The organism is Frankia sp. AvcI1 (genome assembly GCF_001420875.1).
Classification (GTDB): Bacteria; Actinomycetota; Actinomycetes; order Frankiales; family Frankiaceae; genus Frankia; species Frankia alni.
Genome location: NZ_LJFZ01000029.1, coordinates 32,248 through 50,344, shown reverse-complemented (window position 1 = coordinate 50,344; position 18,097 = coordinate 32,248). Strand labels below are relative to the sequence as shown.

Annotated in this window: 8 protein-coding genes and 19 pseudogenes; 5 read left to right on the top strand and 22 right to left on the bottom strand. The window is 72.5% G+C overall.

Annotated elements, in window-relative coordinates; translation table 11 throughout:
• Positions 1-41 precede the first annotated feature (41 nt).
• Positions 42-666, top strand: a pseudogene (locus tag UK94_RS24660) (class I SAM-dependent methyltransferase); the annotation flags it as partial.
• A 161-nt stretch (positions 667-827) separates the two neighbouring features.
• Here the strand turns inward: UK94_RS24660 and UK94_RS24655 are convergent.
• The 10 genes and pseudogenes from UK94_RS24655 to UK94_RS64390 form a co-directional block, all read right to left on the bottom strand.
• Positions 828-1,397, bottom strand: coding sequence for an adenylate kinase (locus UK94_RS24655; RefSeq protein WP_063822720.1), 570 nt, complete (start codon positions 1,395-1,397; stop codon positions 828-830).
• Positions 1,398-1,577: 180 nt separating this feature from the next.
• Positions 1,578-1,696 (bottom strand): annotated as a pseudogene (locus UK94_RS64420) (Scramblase); the annotation flags it as partial.
• 1 nt (position 1,697) lies between these two features.
• Positions 1,698-1,828 (bottom strand): annotated as a pseudogene (locus UK94_RS64415) (Scramblase); the annotation flags it as partial.
• 1 nt (position 1,829) lies between these two features.
• Positions 1,830-1,882 (bottom strand): annotated as a pseudogene (locus UK94_RS64410) (hypothetical protein); the annotation flags it as partial.
• A 1-nt stretch (position 1,883) separates the two neighbouring features.
• A pseudogene (locus UK94_RS64405) lies at positions 1,884-2,180 on the bottom strand (Scramblase); the annotation flags it as partial.
• A 1-nt stretch (position 2,181) separates the two neighbouring features.
• The coding region (locus UK94_RS64400) for a DUF2510 domain-containing protein (protein ID WP_235489656.1) at positions 2,182-2,477 on the bottom strand (296 nt) is incomplete at its 3' end.
• A 113-nt stretch (positions 2,478-2,590) separates the two neighbouring features.
• Positions 2,591-4,234, bottom strand: coding sequence for an ABC-F family ATP-binding cassette domain-containing protein (locus UK94_RS24645; RefSeq protein ID WP_055751748.1), 1,644 nt, complete (start codon positions 4,232-4,234; stop codon positions 2,591-2,593).
• 82 nt (positions 4,235-4,316) lie between these two features.
• Positions 4,317-5,067, bottom strand: a pseudogene (locus UK94_RS24640) (radical SAM protein); the annotation flags it as partial.
• Position 5,068: 1 nt separating this feature from the next.
• Positions 5,069-5,255, bottom strand: a pseudogene (locus tag UK94_RS64395) (radical SAM protein); the annotation flags it as partial.
• Between the two features lies 1 nt (position 5,256).
• Positions 5,257-5,417, bottom strand: a pseudogene (locus UK94_RS64390) (radical SAM protein); the annotation flags it as partial.
• Between the two features lie 63 nt (positions 5,418-5,480).
• Between UK94_RS64390 and UK94_RS64385 the strand changes: the two are divergent.
• Both UK94_RS64385 and UK94_RS64380 read left to right on the top strand, forming a co-directional pair.
• A pseudogene (locus UK94_RS64385) lies at positions 5,481-5,817 on the top strand (pyridoxamine 5'-phosphate oxidase family protein); the annotation flags it as partial.
• Position 5,818: 1 nt separating this feature from the next.
• A pseudogene (locus UK94_RS64380) lies at positions 5,819-6,035 on the top strand (TIGR03668 family PPOX class F420-dependent oxidoreductase); the annotation flags it as partial.
• A gap of 156 nt (positions 6,036-6,191) precedes the next feature.
• On the opposite strand, the gene UK94_RS64375 reads toward UK94_RS64380, so the two are convergent.
• From UK94_RS64375 to UK94_RS64345, 12 genes and pseudogenes are all read right to left on the bottom strand, one after another.
• Positions 6,192-6,491 (bottom strand): DUF402 domain-containing protein (locus UK94_RS64375; RefSeq protein WP_235489687.1); only part of this gene is annotated, 300 nt, incomplete at its 3' end.
• A gap of 556 nt (positions 6,492-7,047) precedes the next feature.
• Positions 7,048-7,668, bottom strand: coding sequence for a dephospho-CoA kinase (locus tag UK94_RS24625; RefSeq protein WP_157734420.1), 621 nt, complete (start codon positions 7,666-7,668; stop codon positions 7,048-7,050).
• A gap of 174 nt (positions 7,669-7,842) precedes the next feature.
• Positions 7,843-8,025, bottom strand: a pseudogene (locus UK94_RS64370) (N-acetyltransferase); the annotation flags it as partial.
• 1 nt (position 8,026) lies between these two features.
• Positions 8,027-8,382: GNAT family N-acetyltransferase (locus UK94_RS24620; protein ID WP_235489654.1), on the bottom strand; the 356-nt coding region annotated here is incomplete at its 3' end.
• A 569-nt stretch (positions 8,383-8,951) separates the two neighbouring features.
• Positions 8,952-9,290: pseudogene (locus UK94_RS64365) on the bottom strand (hypothetical protein); the annotation flags it as partial.
• Positions 9,291-10,172: 882 nt separating this feature from the next.
• On the bottom strand, positions 10,173-10,496 hold a 324-nt coding region (locus UK94_RS24605; RefSeq protein WP_235489652.1), incomplete at its 3' end, for a hypothetical protein.
• Positions 10,497-11,818: 1,322 nt separating this feature from the next.
• Positions 11,819-12,100 carry a hypothetical protein gene (locus UK94_RS24595; protein ID WP_157734419.1) on the bottom strand — a complete coding sequence of 94 codons (282 nt, stop codon included), beginning with the start codon at positions 12,098-12,100 and terminating at the stop codon, positions 11,819-11,821.
• Between the two features lie 1,342 nt (positions 12,101-13,442).
• Positions 13,443-14,473: pseudogene (locus UK94_RS24585) on the bottom strand (alpha/beta hydrolase-fold protein); the annotation flags it as partial.
• Between the two features lie 163 nt (positions 14,474-14,636).
• A pseudogene (locus tag UK94_RS64360) lies at positions 14,637-14,970 on the bottom strand (phosphatidylglycerol lysyltransferase domain-containing protein); the annotation flags it as partial.
• Position 14,971: 1 nt separating this feature from the next.
• A pseudogene (locus UK94_RS64355) lies at positions 14,972-15,530 on the bottom strand (phosphatidylglycerol lysyltransferase domain-containing protein); the annotation flags it as partial.
• 1 nt (position 15,531) lies between these two features.
• Positions 15,532-15,757 (bottom strand): annotated as a pseudogene (locus tag UK94_RS64350) (phosphatidylglycerol lysyltransferase domain-containing protein); the annotation flags it as partial.
• 1 nt (position 15,758) lies between these two features.
• Positions 15,759-16,472, bottom strand: a pseudogene (locus UK94_RS64345) (hypothetical protein); the annotation flags it as partial.
• 643 nt (positions 16,473-17,115) lie between these two features.
• Between UK94_RS64345 and UK94_RS24575 the strand changes: the two are divergent.
• A pseudogene (locus tag UK94_RS24575) lies at positions 17,116-17,935 on the top strand (ParA family protein); the annotation flags it as partial.
• Between the two features lies 1 nt (position 17,936).
• A pseudogene (locus UK94_RS64340) lies at positions 17,937-18,051 on the top strand (ParA family protein); the annotation flags it as partial.
• Between the last annotated feature and the right edge of the window lie 46 nt (positions 18,052-18,097).

Genomic DNA, 18,097 nt, shown 5'->3' with positions numbered 1-18,097 from the left:
GGGCATCGCCGGCCACCCGTCGAGAGGCCTAGCCTCGACGGGTGGCGGAATCCGTGAGCTTCGATCGCATCGCCGACCGATACGACGCCACCCGGGGCGGTGAGGAGCGGGGCCGGCTCGTTGCCGAGGCGGTCGCCGCGCACCTGCCCGGGCGGCGGTTGCTGGAGATCGGTGTGGGCACGGGACTGATCTCGCACGCCTTCGCCGCGCGGGGCCGGTCGGTGGTCGGCGTCGACCTGTCGGCCCGCATGCTCGCGCAGGCCCGTGGGCGGCTGCCCGGGCGGATCGTCCGCGCCGACGCGGCGGCCCTGCCGTTGCGCACCGCCACCGTGGATGCCTGCCTCGCCGTGCACGTCCTGCATCTCGTCGGGGATCCCGATCGGGTCCTCGCCGAGGTCGCCCGGGTGCTGCGGCCCGGTGGTCGGCTCGCGGTCGTCGGCGCGGGGCAGCACGAGAGGCACAGCGACGTGACCGCCGTGCTGCGAGACCTCGACGAGGCGCTGCGAGCCGAACGACCCCGCCGAGACCGGCCGGAGCTCCTGCTGCCGGCCGCGCAGCGCAGCGGGCTGCGGCTGGTCGAGGAGTTCTCCTTCGCCCGGGAGGAGCGCGAGACGCTCACCCCGGCCGAGGCCCGCGCGCAGATCGAGAGCCGGGTGTGGTCGACCCNGTGGGACCTCTCGGATCGGCAGTGGGCGACGATCGTCGAGCCGGCCGTGGCCGCGCTGCGCCGGCTGCCCGACCCCGACCGGCCTCGGCCCGGCGGCCGTAGTTTCCACGCGATGATCCTGCGACTCGCGGACGGCGGCGGCCGGACGGCGGAAGGCGGATCAGGTGCCGAGCGGGCCCGCGGACAGTGACCGCACCATCGGCAGGCTCGGGGCGGCCACCGCCCCGAGCCACAGCCGCACCTCCCGGGCGGTGCACAACCGCACCACCCGGGCCGCGGCACCGTGCGTGTCGAGGGCCCGCAGCAGGCGGACCCGGCTGTCGCGCGGGTAGTTCCACAGCCAGCGCAGGAACGCCAGGTCCAGCTTCTCCGGGCACCCGGGGGCGGCGTCGGGACGGTTGCGCCCACGCCACCGGGCCCACCGGCGCAGTACCCGGGTGATCGTGATTCGCCGCGGCAGGTCGAGGAAGACGATGAGCTCGGCGGCGGGGATGCGCAGGTCCAGCGTGCCGCTGTAGTTGCCGTCCATCACCCACGCGGGCTTCGCGACGAGGCTGGCGACGATCGCGCGCCACTCGTCCACCGGCGTCGCCACCCAGCCGGGCCGCCAGAAGTGCCGGTCGAGGTGCACCGCCGGCAGGCCCGCCTGGCGCGCGAGCTCGCGGGCGAGGGTGCTCTTGCCGGCGCCGCCGCTACCGACGACGAGGACCCGCTGGACGTCGGAGGTCATCGACGGCGGGCCCTGCCTGCCCGTCCCGAGCGCATTCACGACGCCATTGTCCCACCGAGGCGATCGTTCCGCGTGCGGAACGTGCCGCTTCGACCCACCCGTGCCCACCCGGACGGCAGGGCCGCCGACGGTGCAGGAGAGGGAACCGGAGGTGGTCACGGTGAGTGCCGCCCGGACGGTTCAGCCGAGGCCGCGGGAATCCTGCTTGAGCGCCGTGTCGATGGTGAGGGCGGCGGCGACGACCATGCTGTGCAGCGGCTGCGGCAGCGGCCGGTGAAGCTGGACGACGTAGTTGTCGGNCGTGGTGAACATCGCCCGCGCGAGGCCCTCCCAGGTCTTGGTGACCCGGGCGACCTCGACGTCGTTCTGGTCGACGATCGAGAAGTTCCACGCCCGCCAGTTCTCGGCCTTGATCGCGCCGATCGTCGTGCNGCCCGCCTGCAGGTCGAACCGGATCTTGCCGAAGACGTTCTGCTGCGCGATGANGCCGAGCTCGGACCCGTCCGGCAACGAGACGATCACCTTGGACTTGAACACCTTCGCCGGGCGGTGCAGGAGCAGCTGGACGGTACCGGCGGCGTCGCGGACCTCCAGGCGGTGGGAGAAGAACTGGTCCCACGAGGTGAGCACCCGGGCAGCCTTCTTCAGCGCGCTCTGGCCGACCTCGACGACCGAGCCGATCTGTTTGCCGCCCTGGTCGAAGACGGCGTACTCGTTGGTCACTTCAATGATCTTGGACTTCTGGTTGACCACGAGCACGGGCTCGCTGAACAGCGTCCCCCCNCCCGGGCCCGCCGGTTGCACCCCGGCCTGCTCCTGGACCTGCCGCTGCACCTGCTCGGCGCTGTGCTTCGTGTACACCGCGCCCGGCTGCACTCCCAGTGGCGCGCCCCACGCCTGCCCCGGCACGGCCGCGGCCTGGTCCTGCCCGTACTGGCCGATCTGCCCGCCCTGGCCGTACCCCCCGCCCTGGCCGGGGGGCGGCTGGGTGTGCTCGGTCCACTGGCTTCCGTCCCACCATCGGGATCCGTGCTGCCCGCTCGGATCGGCGTACCAGCCGGGCGGGATGGTTTGCGTCATGGGGTCACTCTGGCATCCTCGGCCGGCGACGGGCCAGGCCCGTGCCGATGTCGGCATCCCGACTGCTCAGGGGCCACGTCGCCGCGGCGCGTCGTCGTCCCACGCCTACCGGGTCACAGCGGCTTCTCGGTGACCAGACCGCCGTCGACATGCAGACGGCGGGTGACCGCGACGGTGTCGAGCATGCGGCGGTCGTGGGTGACGAGCAGCAGCGTGCCGGTGTAGCCGGCGAGCGCCTGTTCGAGCTGTTCGATGGCGGGCAGGTCGAGGTGGTTGGTGGGCTCGTCGAGGACCAGGCAGTTCACTCCGACGGCCTGCAGCAGCGCGAGACCGGCCCGGGTCCGCTCCCCCGGCGACAGCGAGTCGGCGGGGCGGGTCACCTGGTCCGGCCCGAGGCCGAACTTGGCGAACAGGGTGCGGACCTCGGCCGCGGGCCAGGTCGTCGCCCGTTCGGCGACGGCGAGGGCGGTGGTCTCGCCGCGGAACAGGCCCCTGGCCTGATCGATCTCACCGAGTCGCACGCCGGCGCCGAGGGACTGGTTGCCCGCGTCGAGCGGGAGCCTGCCGAGCAGGGCCGAGAGCAGGGTCGTCTTGCCGGCGCCGTTCGGCCCGGTGATGACGATCCTGTCGGCCCAGGCGACGGTGAGGTCGATCGGGCCGACGGTGAAGGTGGGCCGGTGCACGACCGCGCCGGTGAGGGTCGCCACGACGTCGCCGGAGCGGGGAGCGGCCGCGATCGACATGCGTAGCTGCCACTCCTTGCGCGGCTCCTCGACCTCCTCCAACCGGTCGAGGCGGGACTCGATCGACCGGACCCGCGCGGCGCTCTTCGTCGCCGCCTCGATGCGCGCGCCCCGGGCGGCCCGGTCGTTGTCGGACATCCGCCGCTTGGCCCGCACAGAGCCTCGCACGGACTGCTCCCGCTGGCGCTGCGCCTGCGCGGTAAGACCGTCACGCTGGTCGGCGTAGTCCTCGTAACGCTCGCGGGCCTGCCGCCGGGAGACCTCGCGGGCCTGCAGGTAGGCCGCCCACCCGCCGGCGAACAGGGCGAGGCCGTGCTTGTGCGGGTCGATCTCGGCGACGCTGTCGATGGTGCGGTCCAGGAACTCGCGGTCGTGGCTGACGACGACGAGCGCACCGGACACGCCGCGGACGAAGCGTTCGAGCCGGTCCAGCCCGTCGAAATCAAGATCGTTGGTGGGCTCGTCGAGCAAGGTGATGTCGAACCGGGACAGCAGGACGCTGGCAAGCGAGCCGCGGGCGGCCTGCCCGCCGGACAGGGCGGTCGTCGGGCTGTCGAGGGCGTCGGCGGGCAGGCCCAGCTCGGCGCAGACCTCCTCGGCGCGGACGTCGAGGTCGGCGGCGCCGAGGGCGAGCCAACGCTCCAACGCGATGCTGTACCGGTCGTCGGCGCCGGGGGCGCCCGCCGACAGCGCCTCCCCGGCGGCGTCGAGTTCCCGCTGCGCGGCGCCGACCCCGGTGCGGCGGGCGAGGAACGCCCGCAGGGTCTCGCCGGGCAGCCGGTCGGGTTCCTGGGGCAGCAGGCCGACGCCCGCGGTCGGCGGCGCGAGATCGACCCGTCCCTCGTCGAGGGCGACCAGGCCGGCGAGGGCACGCAGCAACGTCGACTTGCCGACGCCGTTCGGCCCCACCACCCCGAGCCGGTCACCAGGTGCGACGGTGAGCGAGACGCCGTCGAGAACGGTCGCCCCACCGCGGGTGACGGTGAGGCCGGAGGCGACGAGAGTTGCAGACACCTGGCCAGTCTCGCGCATAACCGGCGCGCGTCCGCCGCCCGCCCGCGCAGGGCGGCGACGAGGGCAGCCAGGCCGCACATGATCACCCTCCGAACCCGGGCAGGGCGAGCTGCTCGTCACGGCAGCCCGGCCCGGCAGACGTGGCTGGCGTTGACGGCTCGGCCGCCCCGCCGGACCGCGCCGCGGACCCCGCCAGGCGCCGGACCGGACGCGGCATCCCGGCTCCGATGCGGGCCCGCTCGGCGAGCTCCCGCACCTGCGTCGCGATCCGGTCCCGGTAGGCGCGCGGCGCGTACGCCCCGGACCCGTAGAGCCGGCGGTACGGGCCGACCAGCGCGGGATGGTGCTCGGCAAGCCAGGCCAGGTACCACTCCCGCGCCCCGGGCCGCAGATGCAGCACCAGCGGCGTGACCGACGACGCCCCGGCCTGCGCGATCTGCTCCACCGCCCGGGAGAGCGCCGCAGGGGAGTCGGTGAGATACGGCAGAATCGGCGCCATGAGGACCCCGGTGGGGATCCCGCGCTCGCCCAGCGCCGCGCACGCCTCCAGCCGCCGCCGGGGATGCGGGGTCCCGGGCTCGACGAGCCGCCACAGCTCGTCGTCGACGAAGCCGACGGACAGGGCGACACCGACCTGCGTCACCTCCGCGGCGGAGGCGAGCAGGTCGAGATCACGCACGATGAGCGAGCCCTTCGTGAGCACCGAGAAGGGGTTGCGTGCGTCGCGTAGGGCGGCGAGGACACCCGGCATGAGCCGGTAGCGCCCCTCCGCCCGCTGGTAGGGATCGACGTTGGTACCCATCGCGACGTGCTCACCGCGCCACCGGGGTGCGNCGAGCTCCGCCCGCAGCCGCTCGGCGACGTTGACCTTCACGACGATCTGGGTGTCGAAGTCGCGCCCGGTGTCGAGATCGAGGTAGGCGTGGGTGCCCCGGGCGAAGCAGTACCGGCAGGCGTGGGAGCAGCCACGGTAGGGGTTCACCGTCCAGCGGAACGCCATCCGTGACGCCGGCGGAACCCGNTTCAGCACGGACCGGGCGTGGATCTCGTAGAACGTCAGACCGGCGAACCCGGGGGTGTCGAAGGTGCGGGTGACGGCGCCCCGGGCGAGCAGTGACGGCGCACTCGCGCCGGCCGCGACGGGCTGCTCGGTGGCGGCGAGCCGGAGGTTGTCCCAACGCATGCCTTATGGGAACATGTGTTCGACAGATTGTCCAGTCAGGGAAGCTGCGGGGAGAATGATGGAATGCGGCTCAGTGCCCTTGAGGCCCGGAGACGGTTCGCGGGGGCCCGGGTGGCGCGGCTGGCGACCGCCGGCGCGGACGGTCAGCCACTCGTGGTGCCCGTGACCTTCGCCGTCGAGGCGGGGGACGCGCCTGTCGAGGCGGGGGACGCGCCTGTCGAGGCGGGGGGAACGCCTGTCGAGGCGGCCGGCGAGCCCCGCGAGGTGGGGGGCGCCGGCGGCGGCGCGGACCCGCCCGTGACGATCGTGACCATTGTCGATCACAAACCGAAGAGCACCTCGACCGGGCTGCGACGCCTGCGCAACATCCACGACAACCCGCTGGTCAGCCTGCTGGTCGNCCATTACGACGACGACTGGGCGCGGCTGTGGTGGGCCCGGGCCGACGGGCTGGCCCGCATCCTCGAGGTCGGGAATCCGCGGCACGCCGCGGCCGTCGCGGCCCTGTCCGTGCGCTACCGTCAGTACCGGCAGGTGCCGCCGACCGGTCCGGCCATCCTCGTGGCCGTGACTCGCTGGTCCGGCTGGTCCTATTCCGCCTCTCCCGCAGCCCTGTGAACCGCGCCGGGTCCCTCCGCCCGGGTCCCGCGACCGGCCCCCGGGGACTGGCCGGTATCAGGCGCGGGGGCGGTCCCAGCCGGCGGGCAGCGCGTCGGGAGTCTGCCAGGACGGGTCCGGGCGGAAGTCGGTCCAGGTGCCGTCGAAGGGGAACGNGCCGGCCTCCACCAGCCGCAGCAGCCGCTCCCCCTCGGACCGCACCGCGTCCGGGTCGGGCACCCAGTAGTGCTCGGGGAAGGCAAGACGCTCCTCCAGCTCGTGTTCGTCCTTCCACTCCCAGGTCCGCTCCGGCGTCACCCACAGGTCGAGGTCATGATCGGTGGTGTCGACGCCGACGAGACCGTCGTGGCGCCAGGCGACGGCGGGCTCCTCCAGGTTGATGTACCAGCGGACGAACCTGCCCTGCCAGTCCCAGAACCACCACACCGAATTGGCTCCCTGCGGCGGGACCAGCATGAAGATGTTCGGCCCGCGCCAGACGGTCGTCGTCATCACCGTCGGCTGGCGGATCCACTCGGCGAAGGGCATGTCCCGCAGCCCGCGGCCGTCCGCGCTGAGTTCGACTGCCATCGGGCAGCCGTGCGGGATCCACAGCCGCAGGCCGCGCTCGTCGTGGCCGACAACGTGGCCGGTACGGACGAACACCAGCCGCTTCGTGGTGAACGACCGGTGCACGACCACCTCACCCGGGCGGTACGGCCCGGCCNCCGTCAGGCTCCGGGCGGCCCCCTGTGTTGCCGGGTCCGCAGCGAGGCGGGAGGCCGGGTCGGTCGGAGACCTCCCCGCGGACGAGGCCCCCGCCGGCAGGGGCGGCGGCGAGGCGGGACCGTTGACCGCTGGGCTCTCCGGCATCGTCACCGCCTGACTGTACGGCGAAGGCACGTGCGGGCCGCGACGTGCCGCCCGCCCGCCCGTTCCCGCCGGCGCCACCACGTGCCACGAGCCGCCGCGACGCCCACGCCCGCTCCGACCCCGGTGTTCTGGCGATCCGCCGGTTCTGGACCGGATCTGGTCACCCGCCGCTGGCCCCCCGCCTGGTAGCCGACCCGTCTGCGACGGGCGCGCCGTTCACGAGGAGGTCGGCCCGCCCGGCGACGTCCTCGGCGGCGAAATACCGGTCCTCGTGGCGCGCCCAGCGATCCCAGTGCGGGGCGAAGGTGTGCCCGTCCCGGGCAAGCGCGCGCCGCCGCCGCACCGGCCCCGGCGCCGCGACGCACACCAGCCCGCTGAGCAGGGGGGATGCAGCCCGCGCACCGGCACCGACGCCCTCGACGACGAGAATCGCGGTCGCCGGGTCCAGCGTCTGTCGGGGGCCGTATCGTCCCTCGTGCCAGTCGTAGCGGTGCCAGCATGCCCGCTCCCCGCGGGCAAGCGGGCGCAGGATCCGCGCGACGAGCTGGTCGATGCCGGCGTCGAGCCCGTCCCAGCCGTCGTACAGGTCGTCCATGCGCAGCACGGGCGCGTCAAGGCGCTCGGCGACGGCCCGCGCGAGCGTCGTCTTACCCGCGCCGGAGCGCCCGTCGACGGCGAGCACCCGCGCCTGCCCTGCCCGCGCCCGCCGGCCGACCATCCACTGCGCGATCTGCACCGCCGGGCCCGTCCCGACGCTCCCGTCAGCGCCACCGTCCGCCACGCCGCGCCTCCCCTCCCCGACCGCCTCCCCGCCGGCCCGGGTCGCGTCAGGGGGAAGAGGTTCTCCGGCGGACCGGTGTCCCAGCCGGTATCCCGACCGTCGAGCACAACGTGCACAGAGCACCGCCGTGNGGCCATCCCCGGAGTGTCGATGTGACCGTACCGGCCGGCGGGGTCACGAGCCGGCGTCCGGCCGGCCCGACCAGTCCTCGCGGCTGACGGCGTAGATGGTGTGCGTCTCCTCGTGCAGGTACTCGGCACCCGTCCGGCGCATCCCGAGGCGCTGCGCGACCCGGACCGAACGGAGGTTCGCCGGGACGATGGCCGCGCACACCCGCTCGAGTTCGGGCCGTAGCCGNAGCACCCAGGTGATCGCCGCGGCAGCCGCCTCCACCGCGTATCCACGTCCCCACCAGGGCCGACCGATGTACCAGAGCGCCTCCACGCCCGGCCAGCCCGGCTCGTCCCACAAGCCCGCCCGCCCGACGAGGGTCCCGCTCGCCCGCTCCACCACCGACCAGGGCCCGACCCCGGTGAGCAGCCAGCACCCGAGGCAGCCGGCCATCTGGTGCCACACCGCATCCGGCGACGTGACCGGCCCGCCGACGTGGCGAGCGAACTCGGGGTCGGACCAGATCCGGGTGAACCCGTCGACGTCACCGTTCTCGATCGGCCGCAGAATCAGCCGCGACGTCGTCAGCGTCGGAATGGTCACAGCGGGGTCGTTACGCTCACGGCGTTGATCTGGAACGCCCCTCTGATGTCAGCTTGGGAGTATCGGCACTCCGAGCAATCGACCCGACTCGGACCGCCCTGTGGATAGACGCCGTCACGAACGGCGAAGCGCATCCAGGACCTCGTACGCCGCGTCCAGCTCGTCGTCCGTTGCATCGTGCGGTTCGTAACTCTGACCGCGGATGTAGTCGACAAATTCCGGCTCAGGCGCGATCCCGTACGCGTCAAGGTAGTAGGCGATCCCGTCCGACCAGACCCACGAACCATCGGAACGATAGCTCATCGGCATGACCTCCCCTTTCGAGAGATCGAGCGGATCCGTGGCGAGAGCGGTAGTACGCAGTAGAAACCGAGCACTCCGCAGGAAATGGAGAATGCCTTCCTTCTCCGCCTGGTCGGACACAAGCGCGCGTTGCGAAAAATCAACAGCGCCGTCTACATAGGAGTCATACAGCCGGGCTACGCGCGGACTCCGTCCACGGACTTCAGACATGGTCACTTCCCTGGCCGATCCGGATCGAAGCTGCGCCAGCTNCCCTCTTCGGTGGNCTTCGCACCATACCAGCTTCGTGTCTCGACACTGTCGACCACAGGCACCCCGCGATGGTTGACCCAGACCGGGCCCGTCGGTGCCTCGACCCGCACGCCCAGCTCGTTGGCCAGACCCTGGGCGATCGGCATTCTTCCCGCTCCCGTGGAGCACGACAGCAGCCGCACGGAGCGGCTCTGCCAGGTTTCGTCGACCCGGATGAGATCGGCGAGATCCGCTGCACCGAGCTTCTCCTCGCCCACCCGGAATCCGGCCGAATTGCCGTGTAGATCTGCCGTATAGAAATCCGGCCGTGGCCTTGTGGTGAGCGCCGATTGGCGCAGCCGCTCGTCGGTCACCTCGAAGAAGGCACGGCCGGCGGGGGTCGGCAGACTCTCGTCGTAGATCTTCCCGAGTCTGCCCTCGAGCCTGGGAGCCTCGCCAGGACTTCTCGCGTCCCGGCTACTCGCACCGTCCGACAGTCCCAGTCCCAGTCCCCTTGGACTTTCCGCGGCTGCCGCCGCAGCACCCCCACGATCGGAGGTCGGACCTACCGGCAACATCCGATCAACCGCTTGATCGAGTTTTGCAAGTTTCTCCTCGATCGCGGAGGCGGCACCCGCCGACCTTGAGGAGGGCGGCTCCGGTGAACCGGCACGTACATCTCTTTGCCGGGCCGGGTGCTCACGTGCATCCAGCCTGGAGTCGATCCGTGCTCGGTCACCTGACGGGGCCGCCGGCGAGCCAGGGCCTCCTTCACCGCCAGCCCGCGCCGCCGAACTGTCCAGCAGGCCGAGTTTCCTCTCGATCTCGGCCGCCGACGATGGTGAATGGCCGGAGTCCCTCCGGCCTGCCGGCGCCCCGACGTCCAGTAACCCTTCATCACGGGCCATCGGCACTCACCGCACCAGTATTGCCGCTCGTGCCCTTCCACTGCCAGGCAGATCGGATGGGAAGGCCAGGGCTACTTGCGGAGGACAAGCCGCCCACAGTGCCGTGCCGCGGCTGGCCAGCCCGACGAGGGTGGATCCCGCGACACGGCACAGTCTTGCNTGATCACTACTTCGTCCCCCGGCCCCACCGTCCCTCGCAGCCGCCGGCGATCACGCCGGTGTCCTCAGTACAGGAACAAGGGCGGACTGTCAGCCGGCGGGCTGGAGGGACCAGCCGCGGTCCTCCTCGAAGTTCGGCGACAGGGCTACCAGCGGCGGGAAGATCAGTGCCGGGTGTAGTCCGAGGGNGAGGTCGTTCTCGACGACGCCGATGGTCACCGTGCCCGGCCGCGGGCCGTCGACGATCCGCCATTCACGGGCCTCCGGGAGGGGGCGGACCCGCTCGAAGACGTCCGGGGAGCCGTCGAAGCCGACGAAGAGCGGCGCGGAGGTCTGCCGGATCGTGTAGGTGTTGTTGCCGTTGCTGCCGTTTCCGGTCTGCTGGATCTCCCATTCCTGCCCGGGGCCCTCGCCCGGCAGGAGGAAGATGTTGTTGCGGTCGGGCGCGCTCAGAGTCAGGTTCTCCCGGCCGTCGATGCGGATCCGGTACACGCCGTCAGCGATCTTTCCCACGGTCAACCCCGTTTCTGGTCGTCAAACAGCCGGACGTGACACGGCCGGCTTCGGGCGAGATGATGCCACGCCGCGGCGGGATCTCCCCTTTCGCGGCCGATACCGGCATGGTGCCGGTGTGGCGGGTGCTGCGACGCGCTCGGGCAGGTGGATGCGCGGTGAAACAGGAGGTTCGGAGGTGAGGTGCGCGGCCCGTGGCGCCGGCCACCATCATGCCCGTGCACGGTCCGGCAGGTCGTGCGCGCCACACCCGGATTCCGCGAGTACGCGAATTGACCACGACCGGGTTTTCTCGTCGCTCTCGTACTGGCCCGNCCCCCGATCCCGCCGCTTCCCGTCCTTGCGGGGAAGATCGATGATGAGGTCGAGGCCGTCCGTTGAGNCACACGACGAGATCACGCATGGGCGATGAGGTATTTCCACCGGGCTCGCGGAGGGAAAACCACCAGGCGAAGGCGGTGAATGCGCCGCAAGACACTCTGGCCGACTACGCCGCGGACGACCAGGGCGGGTCATCCACGGCGCGGGCGGCCGGTCCGCAGCAGCCGGCCGCACGTCCGGTCGGTCGGTCGGTCGGTCGGCCGGTCAGTCAGTCAGTCAGTCAGTCAGAACTCCCGAGGGGCCCCGGGTGGGACGGTCGTGGCTAGTCGATTTTCTCGAAGCTCCAGCCCTTGTCCTCGCCGAAGGACGGCGAGAGCGCGATCAGCGGCGGGAAGACGAGCGCCGGGNGCAGCCCCAGCGTCAGCCCACTGTCCGGCGCGCCGATGGTGAAGGTTCCGGACTGCGGGCCGTCGATGATCCGCCATTCGCTCGGCTGGCCGGACACCCGAACGCGTTCGAAGGTCTCCGGCTCGCCGTCGAAGCCGAGAAAGTGCGACGAGTCCGCCGGACGGATCACCCAGGTCTCCTTCTCCGTCTTCTGGACGTGCCATGCCTGCCGGTCGGTACGCTCCGGCAGAAGAACGGCATCACCGCCACCGAAGGCGGTCAGGATCTGCCGCCCGTCAAGNGTGATGCGATAAACACCGTCGCCGACACCTGCCATGCTCCACCCCGTTTCCTGGTGCGCGGACAAACCAACCGACAAGCGTCGAGGTTCCTCGCGAGAATCACCATTGATGTCAAATCGATTGTTCGTGGGTGGGATCCCGCCGTCAACCTGAATGAGGATTTCAGATCGGATCCGTGACGGACACGTCGAGATCCTTCACGAACACCAGGGATAACCCGGGCGAAAAAGCTCCACACTTCCTGCCCGACGGCGGCAGAACATGGCAGGTGCGCCGAGCAGGTGACGAATTCCCCCAAACACCCCGTCGCCGTCAGCCGGGCGGATCCTGGGCTCGGTCGTCGAACGGACCGGGCGGGTAGATCGCTCGCAACCGCCCGTCGAAGTCCTCGGCAGGGTTCCAGCGGTGCAGGAAGGGTCCGAGATCGCGGGCGAGAAGGTTCCGGCGGGCGTCGCCCGGCGTCGGTAGCACGCAGGCGGCGAGCGCCCGGGGCCGGAACTGACAACGTGTGCCGGCGCGGACGAGCAGCTGCCAGAGTTCCTCGCCGAGCAGGGCCCGCATTCCCCGCCGGACAGGTCGGATGACATCGGACATTCCGCAGGGTTATCGCAGCCGANGAGACCGACGCCGAACCGAGAACGGATTCGGGTGACTGCCGTGACGCATTGCACCGGTATGAGACGAAGATCCTCATTGACGTCGCTGTCGCGCCGTCTGAGCGCCGTCGCGGCGGCCGTTGGCGAGGATGTGCCGCAGCTCAGTGGCGGTTCGCCGGCCTCGGAAACGCCGTCAGCCGCCAGCAGTGCGCCGCGCGAGCACGAGCCATCCAGCGCCTCGGGCGCTGCCACGGCAGGGACGAGCTCAGGGACTCGACCGGCAACCGGTGTCCCGCCGGTGACGGGGGCTCGGTCGGCGACATGGACCCCGCCGGCGACGCGAACCCGGGCGGCGACGGGGACCCGGGCGAGGTCGCCGACTGCGATGCGGACAGCGCGTGAGCGGGTGCCGGTGCGGGTGCGGGTGCGTGCATGGGCGCCGGTGCCGCTGCGGCGCGGGCGGCGCGGCGGCGCAGGGCGGGGATGACGGCGGCGAGTGCGCCGAGAGCGAGGGCGGCGGTGTGGCCGATCCCGTCGAGCTCGCCGTCGGTCACCCCGTACATCATCGCGGGGGCGACGGCGACGAGCGTGGCGCCGGCGACCGTGCGCAGCCGGCGGGGGGTGGGCAGCGCGACCAGGGCGGCCAGCGCCGCACCGGCGGCGTAGCTCGGGCCGACGTCGAGCACGTGCAGCGCGCTGGACGGCAGGTCACCGGTGACGACCCGAAGCCCCAGGATCCCCTCGGAGATCAGCGTCGCCGCGGTGTGGCCGCCGAACGCGACCGCGAGCGCCGCGACGCTTCCGACCGTCGCCTCCAACCCGCCGACGGCCAGGGCGGCGAACGCCAGCCACGGCGCCACCGGCCCGTCGGTCACCCAGGGGATGCTGCCGACGAGGACTCCGACAGGATGGTGCAGCATCTGGTGCAACGTCGTGCTCGTCGCCCACTGCCAGCGGGTGGCACGATGCGGGTCGACTCCGCGCAGCACCCTCGCCGCGAGGAGCAGGGTGAGCAGGGCGGTCGTCACCGGGAAGCGCCGCGGCGAAGCGTGCAGCCACGACAGCGCCNCCCTCGCCGCAGTCCGGTGGTCGGCCGAACCCTCGCGCGACGACGCCTTGCGCGACGACGACGCCTTGCGCGACGGCAGGGCGGCGGCGCGCGGCGAGGCGGTGGTCAGGTACGCGGCGTCGCGGCGCCCACCCGGCAGCATCACCGAACACCCCCGCCCCACGAGGATCACTGTCACCGTCATGACATCGTGACCTCCCGGGGCATTCCCTGCCACCCGTCGCGGCAGCGTGGATGTGCCCATCGCCACATCCACCCGCGGCGGGCCGGGTCAGGCCGCCGCGGGGACCCCGGTGCCCGGGCGGAGTGCCGCACGCGCCGCCGGCAGCCCGACGGGGACGCCGGACGCCGGCGCGAGCGCCCAGGCCAGGCCGTCGCGCAGCGCCGGGCGCCAGACGCCGAAATCGTGCGCGCCGGGGCGAAGCCGCAGGCGGACGGTGAATCCCGGCCGCGCGCCCAGGATCGACGCCATCGCCCGGGTGTCCCCCAGCGCCTCGTGGTCGCCGAGGCCGCAGTCGAACCAGATGCGCATCGGCGGGTCCGGCGCCAGGGTGGCGGCGTAGCGGGCGGGGGTGTTCGCCTCGACGACCTGGGCGAGGTCGAGACGGTGGCCGAACAGCCCGACCATGCCCCCGTCGTGGGTGGGCCGGTCCATGCCGGACATGTCGACGATCGTTCCGACCAGGTCACGATGGCGCAGGCCGAGGTTCAACGCGCAGAAGCCGCCGGCGGACATGCCGGCGAAGACCCGGTCGGCGCGGTCGGGCAGGGCACGCAGCCGGGCGTCGACCGTCGGGATCACGTCGTCGACGACGTAGGTCTCGATGTGCTCGCCGGGCCGGTCGACGCATTCGCTGTCGTCGAGCCAGCCGTGGCTCAGCCGCGGGGCGACGAGGATCACCGGCCGGTGGTCGTCCGCGAGCCAGGCGCCGGTCTGCGCGGCCCGGTTCGCCCGGTACCAGTCGACCGGCACCCCCGGCGAACCGTGCAGCAGGTAGACCACCGGAAAGCGGGCGTGCGGCTCGGTGAAGTACTGCGGCGGCAGGTAGACCAGCGCCTGCTGGACCCCGAAGCCGCTACGGACCCCGGGCACCGGCAGGTCGACGACCGAACCGTGCGGATGGGTCCGCGCCGGTGTGGCGGTGACCGCGTCGTGGGTCGACGCGGTCGGCCAGGACCTGACCCCGATCACGTCGTCGACCCGCGGCAGGTACCCGTAGTGGGCGTTGACGAGGTCCGCGGCGGTGGCGAGGGTGAGCACGACGGCGACCCCCGCCATCCCGGCCGTGACGGCCCGCCGTCNGCGCCNCGCGAACCGCAGGCAGCCCACCCAGGCCGCCAGCGTCGCGCCCGCGAACGCCAACAGGAACCACTTCCCAATGATGACCAAGGAGCCCACACCACACCCCCGCAGCGCCGTCCGAGTCCGCCCGCAGTCCGTGTCCGAGTCCGCTCACCGGCGGGGTCAGGGGGCGCCCGACGCCTGCGTCGGTTCCTCCTCGGGCAGGTGGGGCTCGCGGCCGGGGCGGCGGGCGGCGGCGAGCAGCGCGCCGGGGCGAGGAAGGTGGTCGCGCCAGCGGGGCCAGACGAGGAACGCCTCGGCCTCGAGCATCGCCAGGGCGATCCGCGGCAGTTCGGCGGTCGACGGATAGCACACGAACCGGGGCTGCCAGGTGGGCTGGAACTTGGCGTTGAACCGGTAGAGGCTGTCGATCTGGAACCAGCGCGACAGGAACATCAGCGTGCCGCGCCAGGAGCGGACCACCGGCCCGGCGCCGAGGCGCTCGCCGCGTTCGAGGNCAGAGCGGAAGAACGCAAAGTTCAACGACACCCGCGCCACGCCGAGCTGCGGCGCCTGGCGCAGGGTGCTGACGATGAGGAACTCGTTCAGGCCGTTGTCGGCCGCACGGTCGCGCCGCATGGCGTCGAGGGACAGCCCGTCACGCCCCCACGGCACGAAGTGCAGCAGCGCGCGCAGCCGCGGCTCGGCGTCGGACGAAATCCCTGCGGCGGACGGAATCCCTACGGCGGACGCCGATCCGTCGGGCGCGGCCCCGGTGCCGGCGTCCCGCGCCGGGCTCTCGTAGGCGAGGACGACGACGCAGTCGCCGTCCTCGCCGTCGCCCAGGCGGCCGAGTGCCATCGAGAAGCCGCGTTCGGTCTCGCTGCCGCGCCATGCCGCCGCCTGGGCCTTCAGCCGCGCGACGTCGGGCGGCGCGAGATCGCGAACCCGACGGGCGACGGCCGTGTACCCGGCGCGTTCCACCCGCGCGACGGCCTGGCGGACGTTGCGCATCGCCCGACCGTCCAGAGTGAACGTGGCGGCGTCGACCACAGCCTCGTCGCCGAACTCCAGCGCNGTCAGTCCGGCGCGGGTCCACGCCGTGCCGCCGGCCTCCGAGCAGCCGATCACCGCCGGGGTCCAGGCGTGGTCGGCAGCCTCGCGCAGGAACTCGCGGATCGCCCCCGGCCATGCCTCCCGGTCCCCGAGCGGATCGCCGCTGGCGAGCATCACGCCGGAGACCACCCGATAGGCCACGCACGCCTTGCCGGACGGCGACCAGATCACCGACTTGTCGGAACGCANCACGAAGTAGCCGAGCGAGTCGGCGTCACCGTGCCGAGCGAGCAACGCCCGCACCCGCGCCCGGTCCTCCTCGGTCAGCCGCGGCCGCGGCTGGGGTGGACGCAGCGCCAGGTAGCCGGTGGTGCCGATGGTCACCACGCCCAGGGTGAGCAGCACCCGGTCGGCGAGGTCGGCGAACCGGTCGGAGGTGAAGTGCAGGGGGCCGGGGACCCCGACGAGCCCGAGCACGATCTGTTCTAGCTGGGCCGACCAGGCGTGCGGGCCGGCGATGCGGTGCTCGCGCAGGTGCAGCAGCAGGAAGCCGATCACGATCGAGACGGCGGTGAGCAGCAGGCCGACACCAAGGGCCCGCCAGCGGGTCGTCGGGTCGCCCTTGGCCCGAAACTCCCCGCGCACCAGCACGAGCGCGCCGAACAGGGCCGCCGACGCCGACGCCTCGTCGTAGTCGAGCCCCTTGGCGACGTGCAGCAGGACGCTCAACCCGAGCAGGACGACGACGGCCCGCCACGCCCGCCGCTTGCGCCGACGCAACCCGGCGGCGAGCAGGACCAGCAGCATGCCGACGACGACGGTGAAGGCCGCCGCCTGCCGGGACGCAGCCGCCGGCAGCAGAACCCGCAGGTCCGCCAGGCGGGACCGCCATTCGGGGGTCAGCGCGGACACCACGTCGGCCAGCCCGACGGCCAGGGTGAGCAGCGCCGCGACCCGCGGCACCCACGGCCGACCCCACGCTGGCAGGCCCGGACGCCGGCGCCCGCGGGCGTCGCGCGGACCCGGCCGGAGGGCGCCGGGCCCGCCGCCGGTCTCGCCGGCGGCGTCCGGGCCCGGGTGGACCCCACGGGCCACGACCGACCCGGGCACTCGGGCGGTGAAGGGCGCGCGCCCCCGCGCACGCCGCCGACCGAGTTCCGTGCCGGGTCCGGCCCCGCTGGAGCTACTCATGTATGGCATCGTCCCCCGAGGTCACGACAGCGATGGCAGATGGTCCGCCGAGACGATAAACCGCCGCTCGATCGCTCCCGCGACGAACCACCCNAACGTGACCGTCCGGTACGCAAAAGCCGGCAGGACGGCGTCGCAGACCTGCGGCTCCCGCGACCGGGGTAGCGCCGACATCACCCACCGTGCCCCCAATACGGGGTGGAACGCACCACTACCGACCAAGGTGCACGCATCGCGGTCACCCGGCACGGATCCGCACTCCTGCCGCCCGGGTGTCCCGTGGTGTGCTGTTCGGCACCCCGCCGNCACGGGTCACGCAGGGCGCGGGAACGGGGGGCACCGCAGCGACGCCGGAGACGGAGCGACGGGGGAGACGGATGGCCCGGTCAACGACGGAGCACGGGAGCGGATCGCCGTGCGGGTGATCTCGATCGTGAACTACAAGGGCGGTGTCGGGAAGACCACGCTGACCGCGAACATCGGCGCCCAGATCGCCGCCTGGGGGAAGCGGGTCCTGCTCCTCGACCTGGATCCGCAGGCCAGCCTGACCTTTTCGTTCTACCGACCCGAGCAGTGGCGGGCGGCCCTCGCCGACAACCGGACGATCAAGCAGTGGTTCGAGGCGTGGCGGATGGACGGCCCGGTACCGCCGTTCGCCCCACTGATCACGTCGCCGGCGGTGGTGAACTCCCGCATCGCGCAGGGCAGCGGGGCGCTCGACCTGATCGCCTCTCATCTCTCCCTCGGCGACGTCGAGATGAACCTCGCCGCGCGCCTCGGGGGCGCGCAGGCGCATCGCTCGACCCGCCACTACTTCGACGTCTACCTGCGCCTCGCCGCCGGGCTGGCGACTCTGCCCTCAACCGCCTACGACCTGGTCCTGCTGGACTGCCCGCCGAACTTCGGTGTCATCACCCGCGCGGCGGTCGCGGCCAGCGACCAGCTGCTGATCCCCGCACGCCCGGACGAGCTGTCGACCCTGGGCATCGAACACCTGCAGTCCCGGCTGCGCCGGTTCATCTGGGAGTTCAACCGGATCGTCGACCTGCAGTCGGACCTGCATCCGGCGGTGAAGAAGCTGGAGCCGATCATCCTCGGGGTCGTCTTCACGATGGTGCAGTACTACTCGGGCAAGCCGATCGCGGCCCTGCGCCCCTACATCGCGCAGACCCGGCAGCTCGGGCTGCCGGTCTTCGAGGCGATGGTCCGCGAGAGCAACCACCACTTCGCCGGGGNGGCGCGCACCCAGCTTCCCGTCATCCTCTCCGACCAGGTCACCCCCGCTCTCGCCTGGGAGCTGCACCGCCTCGTCGAGGAGTTCCTCAAGCGAATCAGGACGCCTGCGCCGTGACCAACATCCGCAACGCCCCCGGATCAGCCGGAGCAGCCGGAGCAGC